21 protein-coding genes are annotated in these 19,514 nt (G+C 33.3%); 5 read left to right on the top strand and 16 right to left on the bottom strand.

The genetic code is table 11. The features are described from left to right. Positions 1 to 213: 213 nt before the first annotated feature. From H277_RS20570 to H277_RS0113100, 8 genes are all read right to left on the bottom strand, one after another. Positions 214 to 525, bottom strand: coding sequence for a helix-turn-helix domain-containing protein (locus H277_RS20570; RefSeq protein WP_260392634.1), 312 nt, complete (start codon positions 523 to 525; stop codon positions 214 to 216). Between the two features lie 245 nt (positions 526 to 770). Continuing rightward, positions 771 to 998: a hypothetical protein gene (locus H277_RS0113130; RefSeq protein WP_019976065.1), complete on the bottom strand. Its 228-nt coding sequence runs from the start codon at positions 996 to 998 to the stop codon at positions 771 to 773. 579 nt (positions 999 to 1,577) lie between these two features. After that, positions 1,578 to 2,396, bottom strand: a complete 819-nt coding sequence (locus H277_RS19790; RefSeq protein WP_019976064.1) for a hypothetical protein — start codon at positions 2,394 to 2,396, stop codon at positions 1,578 to 1,580. 2 nt (positions 2,397 to 2,398) lie between these two features. Further along, positions 2,399 to 3,196: a hypothetical protein gene (locus H277_RS0113120; protein WP_019976063.1), complete on the bottom strand. Its 798-nt coding sequence runs from the start codon at positions 3,194 to 3,196 to the stop codon at positions 2,399 to 2,401. Positions 3,197 to 3,211: 15 nt separating this feature from the next. Then, complete coding sequence (locus H277_RS19070) at positions 3,212 to 4,021, bottom strand: hypothetical protein (RefSeq protein ID WP_019976062.1); 810 nt, start codon at positions 4,019 to 4,021, stop codon at positions 3,212 to 3,214. A 736-nt stretch (positions 4,022 to 4,757) separates the two neighbouring features. Further along, entirely contained in the window at positions 4,758 to 5,450 is a 693-nt protein-coding gene (locus tag H277_RS0113110; protein ID WP_019976061.1) for a type 1 glutamine amidotransferase domain-containing protein, read from the bottom strand. A gap of 116 nt (positions 5,451 to 5,566) precedes the next feature. Beyond that, positions 5,567 to 6,475 carry a helix-turn-helix domain-containing protein gene (locus tag H277_RS0113105; RefSeq protein ID WP_185093393.1) on the bottom strand — a complete coding sequence of 303 codons (909 nt, stop codon included), beginning with the start codon at positions 6,473 to 6,475 and terminating at the stop codon, positions 5,567 to 5,569. 45 nt (positions 6,476 to 6,520) lie between these two features. After that, positions 6,521 to 7,450, bottom strand: coding sequence for an NAD-dependent epimerase/dehydratase family protein (locus tag H277_RS0113100; RefSeq protein WP_026357598.1), 930 nt, complete (start codon positions 7,448 to 7,450; stop codon positions 6,521 to 6,523). Between the two features lie 733 nt (positions 7,451 to 8,183). Between H277_RS0113100 and H277_RS0113095 the strand changes: the two genes are divergently transcribed. The 5 genes from H277_RS0113095 to H277_RS0113080 all read left to right on the top strand — a co-directional run bounded on the left by H277_RS0113095 (position 8,184) and on the right by H277_RS0113080 (position 11,970). Further along, on the top strand, positions 8,184 to 8,849 hold the full coding sequence (locus H277_RS0113095; protein WP_019976058.1) for an ArsR/SmtB family transcription factor: 666 nt from the start codon (positions 8,184 to 8,186) through the stop codon (positions 8,847 to 8,849). Between the two features lie 168 nt (positions 8,850 to 9,017). Then, positions 9,018 to 10,121 (top strand): MBL fold metallo-hydrolase, encoded by a 1,104-nt coding sequence (locus H277_RS0113090; RefSeq protein ID WP_019976057.1) that lies wholly within the window; start codon positions 9,018 to 9,020, stop codon positions 10,119 to 10,121. A gap of 61 nt (positions 10,122 to 10,182) precedes the next feature. Further along, complete coding sequence (locus H277_RS0113085; protein WP_019976056.1) at positions 10,183 to 11,427, top strand: MFS transporter; 1,245 nt, start codon at positions 10,183 to 10,185, stop codon at positions 11,425 to 11,427. Positions 11,428 to 11,565: 138 nt separating this feature from the next. Next, positions 11,566 to 11,673 carry a His/Gly/Thr/Pro-type tRNA ligase C-terminal domain-containing protein gene (locus tag H277_RS20620; RefSeq protein WP_373865942.1) on the top strand — a complete coding sequence of 36 codons (108 nt, stop codon included), beginning with the start codon at positions 11,566 to 11,568 and terminating at the stop codon, positions 11,671 to 11,673. Between the two features lie 60 nt (positions 11,674 to 11,733). Then, a complete protein-coding gene (locus tag H277_RS0113080) occupies positions 11,734 to 11,970 on the top strand; it encodes a hypothetical protein (RefSeq protein WP_081623226.1) in 237 nt (78 codons plus the stop codon). Between the two features lie 136 nt (positions 11,971 to 12,106). Here H277_RS0113080 and H277_RS0113075 read toward each other — a convergent pair whose 3' ends face one another. The 8 genes from H277_RS0113075 to H277_RS19065 form a co-directional block, all read right to left on the bottom strand. After that, on the bottom strand, positions 12,107 to 13,018 hold the full coding sequence (locus H277_RS0113075) for a helix-turn-helix domain-containing protein (RefSeq protein ID WP_019976054.1): 912 nt from the start codon (positions 13,016 to 13,018) through the stop codon (positions 12,107 to 12,109). Positions 13,019 to 13,081: 63 nt separating this feature from the next. Continuing rightward, a complete protein-coding gene (locus H277_RS0113070) occupies positions 13,082 to 13,876 on the bottom strand; it encodes an SDR family oxidoreductase (protein WP_026357597.1) in 795 nt (264 codons plus the stop codon). Positions 13,877 to 13,892: 16 nt separating this feature from the next. Then, on the bottom strand, positions 13,893 to 14,711 hold the full coding sequence (locus tag H277_RS0113065) for an SDR family oxidoreductase (protein ID WP_019976051.1): 819 nt from the start codon (positions 14,709 to 14,711) through the stop codon (positions 13,893 to 13,895). Positions 14,712 to 14,728: 17 nt separating this feature from the next. Continuing rightward, a complete protein-coding gene (locus tag H277_RS0113060) occupies positions 14,729 to 15,574 on the bottom strand; it encodes an SDR family oxidoreductase (protein WP_019976050.1) in 846 nt (281 codons plus the stop codon). A 286-nt stretch (positions 15,575 to 15,860) separates the two neighbouring features. Then, on the bottom strand, positions 15,861 to 17,276 hold the full coding sequence (locus H277_RS0113055; RefSeq protein ID WP_019976049.1) for an aldehyde dehydrogenase family protein: 1,416 nt from the start codon (positions 17,274 to 17,276) through the stop codon (positions 15,861 to 15,863). 213 nt (positions 17,277 to 17,489) lie between these two features. Then, positions 17,490 to 17,936, bottom strand: coding sequence for a nuclear transport factor 2 family protein (locus tag H277_RS0113050; protein WP_019976048.1), 447 nt, complete (start codon positions 17,934 to 17,936; stop codon positions 17,490 to 17,492). After that, entirely contained in the window at positions 17,933 to 18,751 is an 819-nt protein-coding gene (locus H277_RS0113045) for a helix-turn-helix domain-containing protein (RefSeq protein WP_019976047.1), read from the bottom strand. The genes H277_RS0113050 and H277_RS0113045 overlap by 4 nt, the downstream gene beginning before the upstream one ends. Beyond that, positions 18,748 to 19,245, bottom strand: coding sequence for a hypothetical protein (locus H277_RS19065; RefSeq protein WP_019976046.1), 498 nt, complete (start codon positions 19,243 to 19,245; stop codon positions 18,748 to 18,750). Before H277_RS19065 ends, H277_RS0113045 begins: the two co-directional genes overlap by 4 nt. Positions 19,246 to 19,514 lie beyond the last annotated feature (269 nt).

Here is a 19,514-nt window from a genome sequence, read left to right as displayed (position 1 = left end):
ATTATTATGGACGAATTGAAGTTGTAAATACTTTGATAAATATACCAAGATTTGAAATCAATTCACAACCCAATTTCAGAGCGTGATTGGTGTACTTCTGTTGTAAATACTTACGTAAAATTACTAAAAGTGAAAGGAACTTACAACGCCGAGTGTATATATGTATTTTCTTTCATAGTTGTAACTACTTACGTAAAATTACTAAAAAAGCTCTTATCCAAGAGCTTTTTTGTTAAAGATATGTTTTGGGTAAAAGTACTTTTTACCGAGCTTAAAACAAGGAATCGTCTTGTTTCTCCTCATGCGATACAACGTTTTGTCACTAACGTTAAGGAGACTTTTTAGATCTGCACTATCGTAGAATCCGTGGTCTTTGTCCGTGGGTTGTATATTCGTAATTAATTCTACTAAAAGAAGTTTTAACTCGTTGCTATCCTTCTCTTTTTGTGTAAAAAAGTAAGTGTTTTGCGTACGTCTTAATTCACTTAATTTCAGTAAGATACATATTTTGATTAAATAAAACAAATCATAAGAGGAAGTAGGGATAGGGGGATTATTCTATATTTCTTCTTTTTATTTTTCAATATTCAAATTCACTTATAACAATGATTCTCAAAAGCCGTCATTACTGTAAATAAGAGCTTTAAAGCCTACGTACGATTTGCAGACGAGCTTCAATCCATTGAAACGAGCTTTAAAAAGATTAGTGAGCGATAGCGAGTCATTTAATATTTTTAGTGAGTAAAATGAAGATTTGCAATTTATATCTTTTAAGTATTCTTATTTAAATACTTTTTCATAATATTCAATACATTTTTGAGAGACTGCTCAGTAATTAAAATGGTTGACTTTTCAATCATTTTAGTTCTAAAATTATCACAGCAAGCAATAATTCTAAATCCATCTTTCGTTTCAATAAACTTAGGACTTTCATTATGATCAGAACATTTTTCTAATTCAATAATATCTTTAACATATTCGTAGTTAATTTTATCCATGGTAGATAATTTTTACATAACTATTTTATTTACTATTTTAAGTTCATTCAATTACGATTTAAAAAAATAAAGTGCAATTTTTACTAAAAAAAGTTATTCTAAAATTGATTCAAAAGCGTATCTTTTTTATTCTAAGACTTGTTGAATAATATTTATATCTTTTATCACGTAAGAGCTTATCAAAGAAAATTATCTCAATCTCACTATTCTTTGGTTAAATATTCAAACACATAAAATTTATAACTCAAAGCTTATTACTTATAAATAAATATAACTCTATTTCCGAAAACTTAGGCTTCAATCCATTAAAATGAACTTAAAAAAAGATAATTTTCTATATAAAGTTATTTACTCATTTTGAAGAATAAGATGTAAATTGAAAATTATACTTTCAAATACATAGGACATTCTGTATAATAGTATGCGATAAAAACATTAAACAAAAAAATACCGAGAATAAAATTCTATTTCTATAACCGTATTCTCGGTAATTAAAAAACAAACAGTTGATCGTATTGAGAATCATCTATTATTATAATACCTAGTGTTTTACTGAATAGGTATTACTTATCTCCACTCTTATTTTCCTAAATAAATAAATATATAAGCACCTAAAGATTTTGGTTCTAGAGGAATTGGAGTTTCTTCACCTCCTGATAATGCTGTGAAGGAATGACTATGTCCACCTGCAAGGCTTGTTTGTTTGGCTAAACCATCATCATCCACATTATTTTTAGTATTTGTTTGCGAACCACTATTTATTTTTCCTGCACCGATTTCATTATATTTATGTAGATGTGTAAATTCATCAGTCATACCATTTAAATCAATTTTAGGTAAATTAGAACGTGTTAATACAAACGAATCTTTTCCAACGAAATCACCTAAGTTTTCGTTTGAATATTTGTTTTTTAGAAAATGGTCTTTTGAATCAGGGAGATTTTTAGTAAAGCCCAATTCTGTAGCCTTTTGAGAAGCTTTCGTTGAAAGTGTACTTACATCTCTACCATTTAGTAAATACCAACCGTTATGATCTATAGAAGAAGCTGAATATTTTAAATCCCCAATAATAGGTGTATTAACTTCTAACTTTTGCCATACAAGTCCATCGTTATGGTAAACGCCTGGAAATACACTTGTATCTAGGTCGTTATTTATCACAGTTTCTTGATTGTAAACAATCATTCCAATAATATGTGTTGGAAAAGGGTCAGCTTCTAAAGTAGAAATTAAATTTACGTAAGGTAATAAAATACCTTTATTGTTAATAGATGTACTTAGTTCAACTATTGCATTATTATTAATAATTCTTGAAGATTTTTCGTTAGTTATTAATACTTGCGCATGTGAAAATATTAAAATACTTTTTAAAAATATTATAGTTAAAATTGTTTTCATAATTAATATCCTAAATAAATGAAAAATTGAGTTGTTAAGTTTTTTGGATAAATTTTAATAGGAGAATTCTTTCCTCCTGTTGCTATAGAAACTTTATGATCGTGTGCACCTGCAGGTTCTGTTGTTTTTGTAACGTTAGGTAAATACATTAAACCATCAAGGGTTCCATTTCTGTCATACCACATATTATTTCCGTGGCTTATATATCTATGACTATGATCTGGAATAGCATCAACCTGACCTTTGAATTCTATATTTGGTAAATTATTTTGTTTAATAGAAATAGTATTATCTCCACCAATCGTAGCAAATTTTGTTGAAGAACTTATTCCTTTTAAAATTCTATCCGTAGCATCAGGTAAATTATTTGTTATTTGAATACTATTAGCGTTTGACTGTGCTATTGCTGGTAAATTAGATAAAGATTGACCGTTTAATAAATACCAACCTTTATGTTCAGTTTCGTAAGCACTTGCTTTGATATCTCCAATTGTAGGATTTGATAGTTCTGTATTTAATAATACCCACTTTGTACCGTCGTTATAATATAGACCCGGATATACCTCATAAGGGTGCGATCCGTCATTTGCTATATTGTATACCCATAGTCCTTCTTGATGTTTTTCTAAAGGAGATGGATTATCTGTAGAAATCAATTTTATTTGATTAAATAGAAAACCTTTATCTTCAGCCTTTACATCAAGTATTGAAGATTCATTAGGATTTTTTGTACCTATTCCTACTTGCGCTTCAAGAGTAGAAAATATTACCAAGAAAATAATAAAAAAATATTTGTTCATAATTTTAAAAATAGGTTAGTCAATTCCAAGATAGATAAATGTATTTGTTACAATACTTTTTGGTATATAGGTGATAGGATTGTTTTCTCCTCCCAAAGGCATTTTAAAGGTATGAGAATGCGTTTCCGTATGCGTAGATTCAATAGATGTCAAACTATTGGCAAGAGGATTTAGTTGATCACGACCACTAATAGTCTTTTTAATATCACTTCTATTATCTATGTAAGTATGTGTATGATCTCCAACAGCGGATGTTATTCCTTGAAAACTAATATCTGGGAGATTAACTTGTTCAATAATGAAACTATTTTTCCCATTAAGTGAATTAATTTGTTCTGATGATGATTTATTTTTAAGATAGCTATCTTCCATATTAGGAATATTTTTCCCAAATAACTTTTCAGCAATAGCTTTTGCATTTTTTGGTAAACTTGAAGTTTCTCTACCATCTAGCAAATACCAACCATTTATATCATTTTTAATGAAACTATTTTTTATATCACCAAATCGGTTAGATTTAGCAGTTAATTTAAGCCATTTACTCCCATCATTTAAATAAAGGTTTGGTTGTACACCAGTTGTGCCACTAACAGTAGCTATATTGTATATAACCATACCTTCGACATGATCTGTTAATGGATAAGGAGAATTGATATCGTTGAGTGATAATCTTGGTAATAGAAATCCTCTATTCTGATCTTTACTTTCTAAATGTAATAAAGCATTCTCATTAACTTTATTATCATTAGAATCTGTTATTTTTACCTGCGCATTTAGTATATAAGTAAATAAGAGAGCAAACAAAGGTAATTGAATTTGTTTCATAAATTTTTTGGTTTGGGGTCAATTATTATTTTTAATAAGATGAATATTAATATAAAAGGTTGCGTTACTCCATAATTTTTTTTAATCTATTTATTTATTTTCCATTGTGTGCAATTAGTATTTGTCTCTATTATTAGTTGAGGCTAATACTTGGTTTTTTAAATAGTATAGACTATTCATCGTTATAGTAATTCTACTTCTCCGGAATGTTTGGCAGCTTTTCGAATCGTGAGAAATAATCAAAATCAAATATTTTAAATTTGGCTTTTGGTTCGCTTTGGTAAGTATTGGGTTTAGTATTCCAGGAATAGCAATGACAACAGTAGTTACAAGAATAATTTTCTTTTTCGTCATTTCGAGCTGTCGAGAACTCTCTCTCATTTAATAACGAATTTTAAAAACTGTCATTGCTGAAGAGTCGAGTGTCAATTCGACGTAGCGAGCGTTAAAAATGATTTTCTGTTCACATTTTATATGTGAATGATTTAAAGCATTTAGCGAGTAATCGTTATTGACCGATTTGTAAATAAAGTAATTAGCGAGTAATTGTTATTTATCGTTTAAGTCTTTGATACAACGTTTTACAAACGTCACTCTGACTGACGATAATAAGAAGCTGAAATAAATTTAGTTTGACAAATTATATCCTTACATCGTAAATCAAAAATCTCAAATCCCACATCTAGAATCTAATCTGTACACAATAAATTAATTTGTATTAAGACTTTCCCGAATCCTAAATCTGTTTCGAAAATTCCCCTATCACTACTTTTGCCATTTCTTTTGAGCTGAAAGGATTTTGTCCTGTGATTAGATTTTTATGTATTACCACATTTGAAGTCATTGGGATACATGCTTTTTTTAGATTAGCTTTTCGCAAATTAATTTCTGCTTCGAGATTAAAAGGAACTTCTCTTTTTCGTCTGGCAATAGTTTCTTCAAACCAATTAAAACCTGTTATGTTTTTCCCTTCAATTAGATAATTCCCGTTAGATAATTTCACATTGAGTAAACCGCTTACACCATGACAAATCGCTGCAACTTTTCTACCACTTTCATAGTGATTAGTAATGATATTTTGTAAGGTTTCATTATTTGGAAAATCATACATTGTGGCGTGACCACCTGCTAAATACACCAAATCGAAAGTTTTATTTTTTACATTTTCTAAAGATGAAGAAGTATTTAATTCCTTCATAAAATCAGCATTTTCGTAATAGTCTTTTGAGATTTTATCTAAAACTAAAGGTTTCAAGCTTTCAGGATCTATAGGTACTTTACCACCATTTGGAGTTGCAATATTAATCTCCCAAGCATTTTCTTTTAGGGAATGATAAATATGTGTGAGTTCACTCAACCACAAACCTGTTTCCAATTTACCACTTGCATACATGCTGACGTTGGTAACGATTAATAGTGCTTTTTTCATTGTTCGACCTTGATTGATTTTTATAGATATAAATTTCGTGTCAAAAAATACTTTTAAAGTAGCTCAATCCAAGAAATGAGTAGCAGAATCTCTGATAATAAGAGATTAAAGTACTGTTAATTGAAAGATGCCCTGTATTCCAAAGGCGATAAAATGCTGAACTTTTTGAATAAACGATGAAACGATTGCGGATGCTCGAAGCCCAATTGATAAGCAATTTCTGATACTGAAAGATGGGTAGTTGATAGCAATTCTTTTGCTTTTTCTATCACTCGATTCTGGATATGTTGTTGTGTAGTTTGTCCCGTTTGTACACGTAACATATCACTTAAATAATTAGAACTTAAGTTAAGCTTTTCTGCAAAGAATTGAACGGATGGAATACCATTTTCTATTAAATCATTTTTAAAATAATCATCTAATAGATTTTCCAATTTTGATAGTAAATCGTTGTTATTTTTTCTTCTGGTTAAGAATTGACGATTATAGAAACGGTCGCAATATTTGAGTAATAAATCGATATTAGAAACCAATAAATCTTGTGTAAAAGCATCCATATTGGTATTGATTTCGCTCTGAACATTCTCAATAATGTCAAAAATAGATTTTTCTTCTTTTTCGGACAAAAACAAAGCTTCGTTGCTTGTATAAGAAAAATAGCCGTAATCTTTGATTTTAGTTGCCAAAGGATAAGATTGTAAAAAATCGGGATGTACCACCATCACAAAACCACGAACGCTATTGAGTAACACATCTTCAAATTGCAACACTTGATGTGGAGCGATGAAATACATAATTCCCTCATCAAAATCAAAATAATTTTGTCCATATTTACATTTGCCACCTGCACAATCTTTTTTAAGAGCAATGACGTAAAAATCTGTAGTAATCGTGCTTAAAATGGTTTCTGTATTCAATTTTACATCATCAAAATTGAAAACGCTAATCAACGGATTTGAAGGACTTTTCAAACCCAAAAACTGATGCAATGCACTAATGGAGGCAATTCTTACAGGCGTTTTCATATTTTTTTCTGCTAAACGAAACATGGTAAATTTACATTATTTAAATTAAATATTTTGTTCATTTTTAATCTGTTCAATTCCTTTTCTATAGCTAGTCGATTCAAATTCAGGAAAGCGATTTCTGAATTTGGAATCATCAAAAATGTTGTCGTGTTCATATCTCGGTAATAATTCCTGCAGTTCTTTTAGTTTGTCATTGAATTTTGCACCAATCTTAAACACAAATTTTGGAACAGTAGTATATTTCAATCTTTTACCATAAACATCCGAAGCCAAATCGATAAGTTGACGATAGGTAAGATGGGACGGATCAACAGGTAAATTCCAAGTTTGATTATAAGCGTCGGGAGTATTGCCAATTAAAGCGGTCGCTCTACTGGCATCTGGCGTCCAAATAAGACTTCTTTTCTTATCCGCACAAAGAGGGACTTTTAGCCTTTTTACTTTTTTTATGTTTTTGAAAATAAGCGTGTTGGTAATGCTTTGTGTTTTCCTTGGTCCATAAAATTCGGGAGCACGACATATCACCGCTTCCAAGTCGCCAGATACCATTTCTTTCAGTACCATTTCAGCCATGTCTCTGCGTACTCTTCCTTTTCTGCCAATAGGTTCAAAAGACGTATTTTCAGTTTGTATGCGATCGTCTTGTGGATACATATACGTGTTGTCGAAAAATACCAGTTTAGTCCCGTTGATTTTACAAGCTTCAATAACATTACTCAAAATAAAAGGAAATTGTTTTTCCCATAAATCGGAACTTATCGGAAGTCCCAACGTGAAATAAGCAATTTCACTGCCTTTTATCGCTTCTATCGCTTTTTTTTTGATAGATAAGTCCGCAGAAAAAACTTCGTCTGTATCGTTTACTTTTCGGGGATATCTGCTTACAATTCTAATATTTGAAGTATAATTTCTTTTTAGTTCTCTTGCCAATTCTTCTCCAATTTGGCCATTGGCTCCTAATATTGTTTGCATTGTCATGTTTTTTATTTTTATAATACAAATTTCAGTAACAATTTATACAAAATAGTAACCCTTTTATGGTAAGTAGTAGCCAAATCTCGGTTTTAATATTCTATTTAGATTTTTTGTTTGTGTGCATATTCTAATACCATTCTCTTAACTTTTCATATAATCAAAATTGCTAACTGACAATGAATTTCAAAAACTGTTATTGCTGATAAATCGAACACTGTTATAAGTATGATTTTAAAGTCGACATACGATTTGCAGACGAGCTTCAATCCATTGAAACGAGCGTTAAAAAGATTAGTGAGCGATAGCGAGTCATTTAATATTTTTAGTGAGTAAAATGAAGATTGAACGTCGAAAATCGCAGTCTTGACGTTTTGTAATTACACACTACGTAGATCAGACTTTACATTAAGGTGAAACAGTTAAAAGAAAATGTCATTTCTATGTTGACCGAACTTATCGAAAAATCTTTAATCAATTTTTTCAGTTAAAAGAATATAAAATATAAAAACTTAGAAATGAATGAAATTCTGAAAAAAGAAATGATTTAGTAAGCAAAAAATTCAAAAGAAAATAAAATTATTGAGATTATGAAGGACAGTTTTTCAGCTGATGTATAACTGTTTTTAGATAAATGATCTTAAAAAATTTCTATTCAATCATAATATTGAATAGTTTAACTACTTTTGTGTTCTGATCTTTACAAGATATTGTACAAGTAAAAGTGTTAATTATGAATAAGAGAGATTTTAAAGATAAAGTATATACAGAATTGTCAAAGGTAGCTAAGGCAATGTCTAATCCCATTCGATTAGAGATTATTGATTTATTGGGTCAAGGACCATTTACGGTAGAGCAGATTGCTAATTATATAGGACAGTCTATTGCAAATACTTCCCAACATTTACAGCATTTAAAAAATGCTAAATTAGTACAAATTAATAAGAAGGGAAACTATATCAACTATTCCCTTAGTAGTGAGAATGTATATCATACCTGGATTTCTTTGAGAGAATTGGGAATTAATTCCAATGCAGAAGTTGAAAAAGTGATACAAGATTTTCGTAGTAGACAAAGTGTAGATTTACAGGCAATTGATGCAGAAACATTAAAAAGAATGATTGACAAGGATGAAGTTATTTTACTTGATGTAAGACCAGAAGAAGAATATGAAAGAGGTCATATCTATAAAGCTTTATCAAAACCTATTGATCGATTAGATGATTCATTGAAAGATTTATCTAATGAAAAAATGTTAGTAGCCTATTGTAGAGGCCCATTTTGTGTCTTTGCAGATGAAGCTGTCGCACTGCTTCAAAAAAAGGGATATCATGCCGTGAGATTAGAGGAAGGATATCCCGAATGGGCATTAAAAGGATTACCTGTTGATTCTTTATAAAGGGAAATTAATGTAGAATTTAAAGCGTTTCATTTTTTATGAAACGCTTTTTTTATTTAAATAACTGATAATCAATATGGGTGTAAATTATTGATCAACTATTCAATATATTTATTGAATAGTTGAGTGAAGTATGTATATTTGTATCGAAGTAAAAAACGATTTAATATGAAAAATCAAGAAATAAAAGTAGAAGATCTTCAAAAGATGTTTGAACATGGAGAAAAAGTAACGGTATTAGATGTAAGACCTATGGAGCAAAGAAATGAATGGCAAATTGCGGATAGTATTCATAAAGATGTTTACAAAGGTCTTGTATCAGGAGATACAACCGTCTTTGACCAAGATAATTTTGATAAAGATATACCGATTGTCACCGTATGTACTGCAGGAAAAACAAGTTTAATTGCAGCAGAATTACTACAAAATAAAGGTTTTGATGCGTTGTCTTTACATGGAGGCATGAAAGCTTGGAATTATGCTTGGAATACAGCTAGAGTAGAAGCAGATGGTGTTACTGTATTGCAAGTAAGAAGGGTTGCAAAGGGATGTATTTCTTATATGGTTGCCTCGGAAGGAGAAGCTATTGTAGTTGATGCATCACTGGATCCGAGTGTTTATATCGGTTTAGCGCAAAAAAATGGTTGGATAATTAAATATGCGATGGATACTCATGTTCATGCCGATTATATTTCTAGAACTATTGATTTAGTACAAGCTACTCATGCAAAACATTTGTTCACTGAAGGGGCTGATGTTGCTTATTCTTTTACTGCTTTACAAGATGGTCAACAGATTCGCGTTGGAAAAGCATTTATTCTGGCTATTCACACCCCTGGTCACACGCCAGAGAGTATCTCTTATTTAGTTGGTAATCAATTTTTATTAACAGGAGATACCTTATTTACCAATGGTGTTGGTCGTCCTGATTTAAAAGCTGATCAAGAGCAAGCCTTGAAAAAAGCAGATGAATTATTTACATCTTTAGAAAAGATAAAGCAGTTACCAAGTGATATTTTAATATTGCCAGCACATACATCTAGTGCTATTGTTTTTGATCAAGTTTTAATAGCCGATACAATAGTAAATCTTTTTGCAAGTATTGAATTACTTCAATTATCAAGAGAAGAATTCATTTCGCAAACAATACAACGTATTCCAGCTACTCCACCTAATTACATAGAAATTGCTACGCTAAATAAAAGCGGAAGCTATCAAGATATAGATCCAGCAGATTTAGAGGCAGGTGCTAATAGATGTTCAGTTTCTTAATCCGTTTAACGAAAAGATTAAATTCTAAATGCTCAAAATAATTTTATAGAGTAAAAATACAATGGAAAGTATAAAGTTAGGTTTAAAAGAAAACTGGAAACAATTTACCTTATTGGTTCTAGTGAATATGATGGTTGGGGGAATGGTTGGATTAGAGCGAACTGTAGTTCCTTTAGTAGGAACGGATGAGTTTCACATTCAATCGGATGTTGTTGTTTTTTCCTTTATCATCGCCTTTGGAGTAGTAAAAGCATGTACTAATTTAATTTCTGGTGTTTTAGCAGATAAGTATACACGAAAAAAGGTATTGATTTGGGGTTGGTTCATCGGTTTACCCGTTCCGTTTTTACTAGCCTATGGTCCCTCATGGAATTGGATTTTATTTGCTAATATTTTATTAGGGGTTAGCCAAGGATTGGCTTGGTCTATGACAGTCAATATGAAGATTGACCTTGTGGGAAGTAAAAGTAGAGGGTTGGCGATGGGACTTAATGAGGCTGCAGGATATGGAGCAGTAGGATTCACCGCTTTGTTAACTGGTTTTATTGCCTCTCGTTATGGGCTTCGTCCAGAACCCTTTTATTTAGGAATAGCTTATACTATTATAGGGTTGATACTTTCCATTTTTGTTGTTAGAGATACTCGAAAATATGCTCAATTAGAAGCAACATTAATAAAACAAACCAATTCAGGTGAAGAATCACGCAAGCCTAATTTGTGGTGGGTTTTTAAGGAAACATCCTTTAAAAATAAAAATCTATTTTCAATTTCTCAGGCTGGGTTAATTAACAATTTAAATGATGGAATGTCTTGGGGCGTGTTTCCTCTACTTTTTATGTCTATGGGAGTAGGATTGGAAGGAGTTGGGTGGATTAAGGCCGTTTATCCTGTTGTATGGGGTGTGGGGCAAATTGTAACAGGTCCTTTAACCGATAAGTGGGGAAGAAAACCGCTAATTGTTTGGGGAATGTTTGTTCAAGTACTAGGTCACATCATTATTGGTTTAACAATATTTGATCCTTTAAAAGCAGGCTTAATTGGTTCAATTTTGTTGGGTATTGGTACAGCCATGGTTTACCCTGCTTTATTAGTTGCAGTGAGTGATGCTGCACATCCAACTTGGAGAGCTTCTTCTCTAGGGGTTTATCGATTTTGGCGTGATATGGGATATGCAGTAGGAGCATTAATGGCTGGAATTGTTGGAAACTATTTTGGCTTGATGTGGGCCGTTCATCTTGCGGGAATTATCACGCTACTATCAGGTATCGTAGTTTGGATTAGTATGAAGGAGACTTTGAAAAAATAGAGATAAACATATGATCAATAATCAAGAGGGATTTGTAAAGTATATTTTAGAGGGGCAACCTGATCTACCAAGTTATTATACAACAAAGAACTGGACATCCTAACTTAATTGTGAGTATAAGTTAAACATAAAACCTTAATTTTAAAATTTGCAGATTGGGAAACAAAAGGAGTGCCCCTTCGAATCAGTATAGTAGCTAGAGATATGCAAAGTAATTCCGTAGAAGTCGTTTGCCGTGATACATGAGCTAAAATTCTTGTTAAACGCGAAGAACTTAGTGCATTTGTTCAAAGTGAATTGAATAATATGCAGCATAGAATGTTTCAAAAAGCCCTTGATTTTAGAGATAATCATATTACCAAAGTAACAACGATGCAAGAGTTTAAGCAGATACTTGAAAATAAAGGAGGTTTTATTTCTTGTTTTTGGGATGGTACAGTTGAAACAGAAAAAAGAGTGAAAGAGGAAACAAAAGTAACGATTCGCTGTATTCCACTTGATTCAATTGAAGAAGTAGGAACTTGTATTTATTTTTACAGGTAAACAAACAAAGTTGAAGGTATTGATTGCGAAAGCTTATTAAACGCAACTAACAGACCATAATTTGTGAGCATTAGTTTTAGATAGCCGAGGTTTTTGACCTCGGCTCTTTTATTTTTTAATTAAACAGTTTAATAGTTTAGTTAAAATTCGCTCGAAACTCCAGTGGCGACATATTCGTCTTCTTTTTAAATAACTTGTTAAAGGATTGGGGGTATTCAAACCCTAGATTATAGGCTATTTCCGCTACAGATAAGGTACTCGTAGATAAATAGATTTTAGCTTGCTCGATTAACTTATTGTGTATGTGTTGTTTTGCACTTTGTCCTGTTAAAGAACGCAACATATCACTTAAATAGTGAGGGGATAAATTGAGTTTATTAGCTAAGGACTCCACCGTAGGAACGCCTTTTTGAAGTGTTTCTTCTTTATCAAAATAATCCGTCAACAATTGTTCTGTTTTGACTAACAAATCGTTATTTACTGCTTTTCGAGTAATAAATTGTCGTTCGTAAAAACGGTTGCTGTAATTGAGTAATAAATCCAGCTGCGAGAGAATAATATCTTGAGTGTGTCGATCAATAAACTGATATTCTTGTTCAATTTTTTGAAAGATTTCAATAATATTCGCTTCTTCTTTCTCTGAAAGATGCAAAGCTTCATTCAAAGAATAGGAAAAGAAACCGTAATTTTTAATTTGAGCTCCCAAAGGGTGATTGTACAAGAAATCAGGATGAATCATAAGCATATAGCCCAATCCACAGTTTTGCGAGATCTTGTTCACTTCGTTAACTTCCAAAGATTGAATTTGTTTAGGCGCTAAAAAATTCATCGTTCCTTTATCAAAGTCATAGTACTGTTGGCCATATTTTACCTTAGCTGTTACATTGCGCTTAAGCGAAATACTATAAAAGTCGAGTGTGAATTTCTTCCAAATGTCGTTTTCGCTAATATGCATTTGCGTGACATCTACTAGACTAATTAAAGGATGAAGAGGAGCAGGTAAATCGAGCAATTTGTGAAATTCGGATATAGAGCTTATGTTTTTCATCTTCTGATATTCTTGTATAAAATTACAAAATCTAGGTTATATAAATTCTTCTTTTGGTTGAGATTAACTAAAAATATTCTTTTTAAATTCTTGGTGCATTGCATCTTGTCCAATTTCTAAACGTCTCTCATATAGCGCTTTAGCATCTTCGCCCGCTACATAACGCAATTGGTATTTGCCATCTGTAGCGGCTTCATATACCACATCTGCAATTTGCTCGGCAGTAGAGAAGTTGTCTATATTGAACATCCCCATTAATTGATCTACAGCTCCTGCATAGCTTGGGTGTTCTACGACTTCTATAGAACGCCCACCAAAATCAGTAATAATTCCACCAGGGGCAACGGTTTTGATTTGAATATTGTGTAACCCCAATTCAAAGGACATACTTTCAGACCACCCTTCTAAGGCCCATTTCGTTGCGTGATAAATCGAATCTAAAGGCATAGATACAAGTCCACCAATCGAAGTCGTTGTTAGAAATAATCCTGCTTTTTTCGCTCTAAAGTGTGGAATAAAAGCCTGCGTTACACGTACTACCCCTAAGAAGTTGGTCGTAAGTTGACGCTCTATTTGGGTATTACTATAAGCTTCTAAAGGGCCGATTAATCCATAACCTGCATTGTTAAATACCACATCAATATCGTGAAGCTCAAGGGCTTTTTGAACCGTTAATTTGATTTGTTCTTCTTGGGTTACATCTAATGGAAGCAGAGTAACATTGGCTACGTGTACTAATTCCGTTTCTTTTTCTGGATTTCGCATGGTAGCAATGACATTCCATCCTTTAGCGGCAAATAATTTTGCAGTGGCTTTTCCCAATCCTGAAGAAGCGCCTGTAATAAAAATTGATTTCATTGTTTTTGACCTTATTTTAGAAGTTAAATAGTGCTCGCATCTTGGCGATGTAATCCGAGTCTGAATGACTCGTTCTTAAATCTACCCATCCTTTTACATCCTTTCCAACTAAGTATCTCAATTGGTTTGTTCCATCCGTTGTTGCTGTGTAGATTTCATCTGCTACTTGTTGCGCTGTAGCGATGCCATCGTGCATCCCCTCAAACTGCTTCGCAAAAGTAGTGGTGAATGCTTCATACGATTTTAGTGCTGGGTTTGCGGCAAAGTTTTTAGCGGCAGTATCGTGAAATGGAGTTTCTACACCACCCGGTTCAATTAATTTAATGATGATGTTCTGAGAGGCTAATTCATAGGATACAGATTCTGTCCAACCCTCTAAAGCAAATTTAGAAGCACCATAAGAAGATATCATCGGAATACCCACGCGTCCACCTCCTGAACTTATATTGATAATTATTCCTCCTTTATGCTCGCGAAAATGGGGTAATATCTCGCGAATTACGTTTAATGTGCCTAATACATTTACTTCAAATTGCTCGGCAATTTGTTCTGGTGTTTGCGCCTCAAAAAGACCATATTGTCCGTAAGCTGCATTGTTTATTAAGGCATCTATTTTTCCAAAACGCGCAATACCCTCGCGTAATGTATGTTGAATACTTGCCACATCGCGCAGCTCTAATTGCGTAACAAGTACATTTTCTAGCGTTGTTAACTCCGTTTCTTCTTGGGGACTTCTCATCGCTGCAATTACATTCCAACCTTTAGCTGCAAATAATAAGGCCGTTGTTTTTCCAATTCCCTTAGATGCTCCTGTGATTAATATTGTTTTAGTCATAACTATTATTTTTTAAATTACTTTTTGTTGTCAAATCCTTTAGGAGCAAAAAGCCCACGTAAGAAGTCGACATATTCTTGTTCACTTTTTTCTTTTCTCATTTCAATCATCTGCTCAATATCACTGCCTGCAACATAGCGCAATTGATGGGTACCATCAGTAACTGATCGGAAGATTGTTGCTGCTACATCTTGAGGGGTAAATGCCTCTGCTGAAGATAGATTGCCTAATAATTCCGTTGTTTGCGTTAAAAAGTCGGTGTAATCTGATATGGTAGCATCGGTTGCAAATTCAGTTGCTGCTCTTTCGTGAAAACTGGTTTGTACATAGCCAGGCTCAATAATCTTCACCTTAATATGCTGTGAATCTAACTCATAAGCTAAAGATTCGATAAAGCCCTCAATGGCAAATTTTGAAGCTGTATAGACACTGGTTAGCGGAAAGGGTATTTTACCAACGCCAGAGGTGATGTTTGCAATTACGCTTTCTGTTTTTTGTTTGCGCAAATAGGGTAGGAGCGCTCTTGTTACATTCATTAGCCCAAAAACATTGACATCGAATTGTTGTTGAACTTGTTCAGCGGTGATCGCTTCAAATAGTCCCTGTTGACCATATCCAGCATTATTTAGCAAGGCATCGATTTGACCAAATCGCTCGATTCCTTTTTCTATAGCTGCTACAATTGATTCAGGTTGTGTTACTTCTAAAGCGGTAACTAAAATATTGGGGTGTTGAACGAGTTCAGTTTCTCTTTCAGGATTTCGCATGGTTGCAATCACATTCCATCCTTGTTGAACAAAGTACAATGAAGTAGCTTTTCCAATTCCCGAGGAAGCACCTGTGATTAAGATTGTTTTTTGCATAGTTTTATTTTTTTGATTATTACCATACAAAAGTCCGTCTACTTTAAAATAGTACTGTTTCCGAATTGCAGAAATGTGTATCCAAAATACAGATTGTTGCCGAGTAGTGGAAAAGAAGATGAAAATTGACTTTTCAAGCTTGTTTGTTTATAACGAATACTATTAGGTCAATTGGAGAGTGCGTATCTTCGATTAACCTATTTTAAAGCAATAAGATGAAGTAGAAATAGTAAAAAGAAACAAAGGCTCTTGTTATAGAGCCTCGTTTATTTTTATAAAGTACATATTATTCTAATATTGCTTTAGGTTCCAAATAAGCAGATAGTCCATATACTCCATATTCGCGTCCTATTCCAGATTGCTTAAATCCTCCAAAAGGGGCTTTTGCATCATGAGATAAGCCATTAATACATATTCTACCTGCATCTAACTGTGAAGCGACCTTTTTTGCTCGTTCTATATCTGAAGCGCTAACATATGCAGCCAATCCATAGTCCGTGTCATTTGCAATTTCAATAACCTCTTCTTCGGTTTGATAAGGGATAATACATAGAACGGGACCGAAGATTTCTTCACGTGCAATGCGCATCTTGTTATTTACATTAGTGAATATCGTTGCAGCAATAAAGTTTCCAGCTTCTAATCCTTGAGGTTTTTGCGTTCCACCAGTTAATAACGTAGCTCCTTCTTGTTGGCCTATTTGGATATAGTCAATAACGCGTTCGTATTGTTTTTGGCTGACCATAGGACCAATGGCAGTATCAAGATCATTGGGATCGCCTACTTTTAAACTTGCAGCAAAGTTTTTGGCGATGGTATTTACCTCATTTAATTTCTCCATAGGCACAAGTAGGCGAGTAGCGGCTGCACAAGCTTGTCCGCTATTTAAGAAAGCAGCCATAATAGCGGTGGGAATAGCGGTTTGTAAATCCGCGTCATCAAGGATAATATTGGGTGATTTACCTCCTAATTCTAACGTTACGCGTTTCATGGTATCCACTGCTCCTTTTGCAATCATTTTCCCTACATTCGTAGAACCTGTAAAAGAGATTTTGTGGATATCTGGATTTCTTGTTATTTCTGCTCCCACTACGTCGCCAAGACCATGGATGAAATTAACGACCCCTTTAGGCAAGTTGGCTTCATGGAAACATGCTGCCATAATTTGGGTTTGTTGTGCACTCATTTCACTAGGTTTTACAACAACCGTACACCCAGCAGCTAGTGCCGTTGAAAGCTTAGTTCCAATAAATCCATTACTCATATTCCACGGAATGATAATTCCAACAACGCCTACTGGTTGGAGTACCACTTTGGATTTTCCAACCACTTGTTCAAATTGATATTCCTTTAATAGGTCGATCATGGTAGTGAAGTCATTGATGGCAAACTCAATAGTCATAGCGCTGAATTGACGCACTCCACCATATTCTTCAATCATGACATCGATCAACGCTTCTTTTCTTTTTTCAATGGCATTTCTTACGTTTTCAAGGTAAGTAATGCGCTCTTTTACCGTAGACTTAGAATAGGTTTTAAAGGCTTCTTTAGCAGCGGATATGGCTTGTTTAGTATCTATTTCATCGCCCAGAGTGACTTCCGCTATTTTTTGATTGGTAACTGGACTAAATAGGTCTAATGTATTTGTACCATGTGGTGTGACAAATTCACCATTAATGTACATTGTATTAATTGCTTTCATTTGTATAATTTTTAGTATACAAATATCCTTTGCATTTTAGGGAACTTACTTGTCATAAAGCTCAAAGATGAGTTGTTGTATGGCTCAATTTTTTGGGTTTAATGTTTTTTTATTACAAGAAAAGAATAGGAGGTAAGTCATTTATTTTTCACTACAAGGCGGCCTAATAAAACCAGTGAGGTATTCTGAATATTCGGAATACCTCACTGGTTTTTATTGGTTTGTAATCCAATCAACGAACAGTTTTCGTTCTGCAAAAAGCCATCGTTCTTGAAGTTTGACAAATTTATCTTGATAGCGAATAGCAGCAATCATCAATTTTTGTTGACCCTCTTCTTGAGTGAGATGGTGCGCCATACAATAGGTAATTCCCGTAGCAGTTGTTCCTTCTAAGGTTACGGAATTCTGTCCATTGAAATGCATTGTACGCTGATAGACATTTAAGTGGTCAAATACGGGAAATAGGTTGGCTTTGTCTTGCACTATTTCGGAAGGAATGTCCGATGTAGGATCATAATAGACCTCAAAGGTAGTGTCTTCAGTAAAAAGTGCCATTTGACCTATAGCATCTCTTGTATCTGCACAAAAGGCATATTGATCGATGAGGTTTCTTATTGCTAATCGGTCATCAGCTTCTTGGAGTTTTTGTTCTATATTCATTTTGTTCGTAATAAACTTTGACTGGGTGTAACGCCATATTTCTTTTTGAATGCGGTGTAGAAATGAGATAAATTTTCAAACCCCAGATCTAAATAAAAATCACTTGGTTTTTCCTGTTTGTGATGGATAAGATAATAGGCTTCTTCTAATCTTTTGTTTTTTAACCACTGTGCAGGAGGTAGGTCAAAGATTTTGAGAAAATCTCTTTTAAACGCGGCTAAACTTCTTCCTGTTAACTTCGCAAAATTTTCAATAGAGGAGTTATATTGATAGTTTTTGAGCATAAACTCTTCTAAATCAATTTTATGTGGTCCTGTAAAGTCAAACAAAAATTCTTTGAGATCTAGTTGGGTATGTTGCAGGAGTTCAATAATTTCTACGATCTTGCTAAATGCCATCTTTTCATTACTTTGATGGGCTTGTTCTATGTAAGGAACTAAGGATTGGAAATAGCTTTTTAAAAAACTAGTAGACTGAATCAGTAGGTTGTTTTTACCCGTATACCTACTAGGCAGGTCTATCTCATTTAGTTTCGTATAACTTTGTAAGTCTTCTTGTTTAAAAATAACAGAGATAGCCTTGTATTCCATATCAGTAGCACGTACTTTTAGTGTCTTTACAAATTGATTTCTCCGAGATAAGAGAATATCTCCTTTTTTTAGAATGAAGGTGCCACCTTGATGGTAGATATGGGTTTCTCCTGAAACTTGATATGAAATAACGTGATTGGGAACAAATTGTTCGAATCCCCACTTGTCTTGAACACTACAAGAATATACGAATGAATTATCTTGTAAAGGTGTGATCTTTTTCATTTTTTTAAAGTTAAAAGTTGGTTGCGATATCGGGTGTTTCTAGCTGCTGTTTGACTATCCACAAGCAGTAGAAAAACACACATAAGCACAAGCACAATACTAGTTGCTCTCCAAGTAGGAGAAACAGGAAAAAACAAGAGCAAAGCAGATAAAATAGCGAGGGTAGGCAATACGGTAAAGACAATTTTAAACTGGGCTTCTGACTTTGTTGTTCTAGCGATTTCACGATCAAGTAGACCGCGTTCATCTTCTAAAGCTTCTTTTTCAAATTGAGCAATTCGCGGTTTATTTGCGCTATATAATCCAATTCCCACAGTGATAAGAAAAACACCTGCTACAAATAAAGGAATTACAAAGGCTTTAACCATAATCGCTTTTCCCCAGAATAAAAAAACGGAGGCAGTTGCCAATACAAGCAGACTAAACAACCAAACGATTTTAGCTGAAACTAGTTCTGCCTTAGCCCATGCTATGCTGAATTTTAAAATATCCATTGTTTCTTTTTTTTCTTGTACAAAGTTCAGGAAGTAAAAAGAGGTATTAGTTGCTATTTAGCTCATTTTTTGTTTTCTGTGTGGCTCATAAATAAACTTAAAGATACAAAATATTTTAGGTTTAAATTAGATTTACTTGACAAGAGAAAAAATAGTTAATTTATAAGTTGGAGCCTTATATAAGGGATAATAATAAAAAGATGGATGTTATTTTGTATCATCACAAAATAACATCCATCTATAAGGTGTTACCCACAAAACCAGAATGA

This window comes from Empedobacter brevis NBRC 14943 = ATCC 43319 (genome assembly GCF_000382425.1).
GTDB classification, from domain to species: Bacteria; Bacteroidota; Bacteroidia; order Flavobacteriales; family Weeksellaceae; genus Empedobacter; species Empedobacter brevis.
The sequence above is the reverse complement of the archived record's forward strand: the minus strand, read 5'-3'. Positions and strand labels throughout refer to the sequence as shown.

Bases quoted from the DNA above. Each gene is read 5' to 3' on its own strand.
- H277_RS0113120 (WP_019976063.1), bottom strand. From the start codon at position 3,196: ATGAACAAATATTTTTTTATTATTTTCTTGGTAATATTTTCTACTCTT.
- H277_RS0113090 (WP_019976057.1), top strand. From the start codon at position 9,018: ATGAAAAATCAAGAAATAAAAGTAGAAGATCTTCAAAAGATGTTTGAA.
- H277_RS0113105 (WP_185093393.1), bottom strand. From the start codon at position 6,475: ATGAAAACGCCTGTAAGAATTGCCTCCATTAGTGCATTGCATCAGTTT.
- H277_RS19065 (WP_019976046.1), bottom strand. From the start codon at position 19,245: ATGGATATTTTAAAATTCAGCATAGCATGGGCTAAGGCAGAACTAGTT.
- H277_RS0113050 (WP_019976048.1), bottom strand. From the start codon at position 17,936: ATGAATATAGAACAAAAACTCCAAGAAGCTGATGACCGATTAGCAATA.
- H277_RS0113075 (WP_019976054.1), bottom strand. From the start codon at position 13,018: ATGAAAAACATAAGCTCTATATCCGAATTTCACAAATTGCTCGATTTA.
- H277_RS0113100 (WP_026357598.1), bottom strand. From the start codon at position 7,450: ATGCAAACAATATTAGGAGCCAATGGCCAAATTGGAGAAGAATTGGCA.
- H277_RS0113055 (WP_019976049.1), bottom strand. From the start codon at position 17,276: ATGAAAGCAATTAATACAATGTACATTAATGGTGAATTTGTCACACCA.
- H277_RS19070 (WP_019976062.1), bottom strand. From the start codon at position 4,021: ATGAAACAAATTCAATTACCTTTGTTTGCTCTCTTATTTACTTATATA.
- H277_RS0113080 (WP_081623226.1), top strand. From the start codon at position 11,734: ATGCAGCATAGAATGTTTCAAAAAGCCCTTGATTTTAGAGATAATCAT.
- H277_RS0113065 (WP_019976051.1), bottom strand. From the start codon at position 14,711: ATGACTAAAACAATATTAATCACAGGAGCATCTAAGGGAATTGGAAAA.
- H277_RS0113130 (WP_019976065.1), bottom strand. From the start codon at position 998: ATGGATAAAATTAACTACGAATATGTTAAAGATATTATTGAATTAGAA.
- H277_RS0113060 (WP_019976050.1), bottom strand. From the start codon at position 15,574: ATGCAAAAAACAATCTTAATCACAGGTGCTTCCTCGGGAATTGGAAAA.
- H277_RS0113095 (WP_019976058.1), top strand. From the start codon at position 8,184: ATGAATAAGAGAGATTTTAAAGATAAAGTATATACAGAATTGTCAAAG.
- H277_RS19790 (WP_019976064.1), bottom strand. From the start codon at position 2,396: ATGAAAACAATTTTAACTATAATATTTTTAAAAAGTATTTTAATATTT.
- H277_RS0113110 (WP_019976061.1), bottom strand. From the start codon at position 5,450: ATGAAAAAAGCACTATTAATCGTTACCAACGTCAGCATGTATGCAAGT.
- H277_RS0113070 (WP_026357597.1), bottom strand. From the start codon at position 13,876: ATGAAATCAATTTTTATTACAGGCGCTTCTTCAGGATTGGGAAAAGCC.
- H277_RS0113085 (WP_019976056.1), top strand. From the start codon at position 10,183: ATGGAAAGTATAAAGTTAGGTTTAAAAGAAAACTGGAAACAATTTACC.
- H277_RS0113045 (WP_019976047.1), bottom strand. From the start codon at position 18,751: ATGAAAAAGATCACACCTTTACAAGATAATTCATTCGTATATTCTTGT.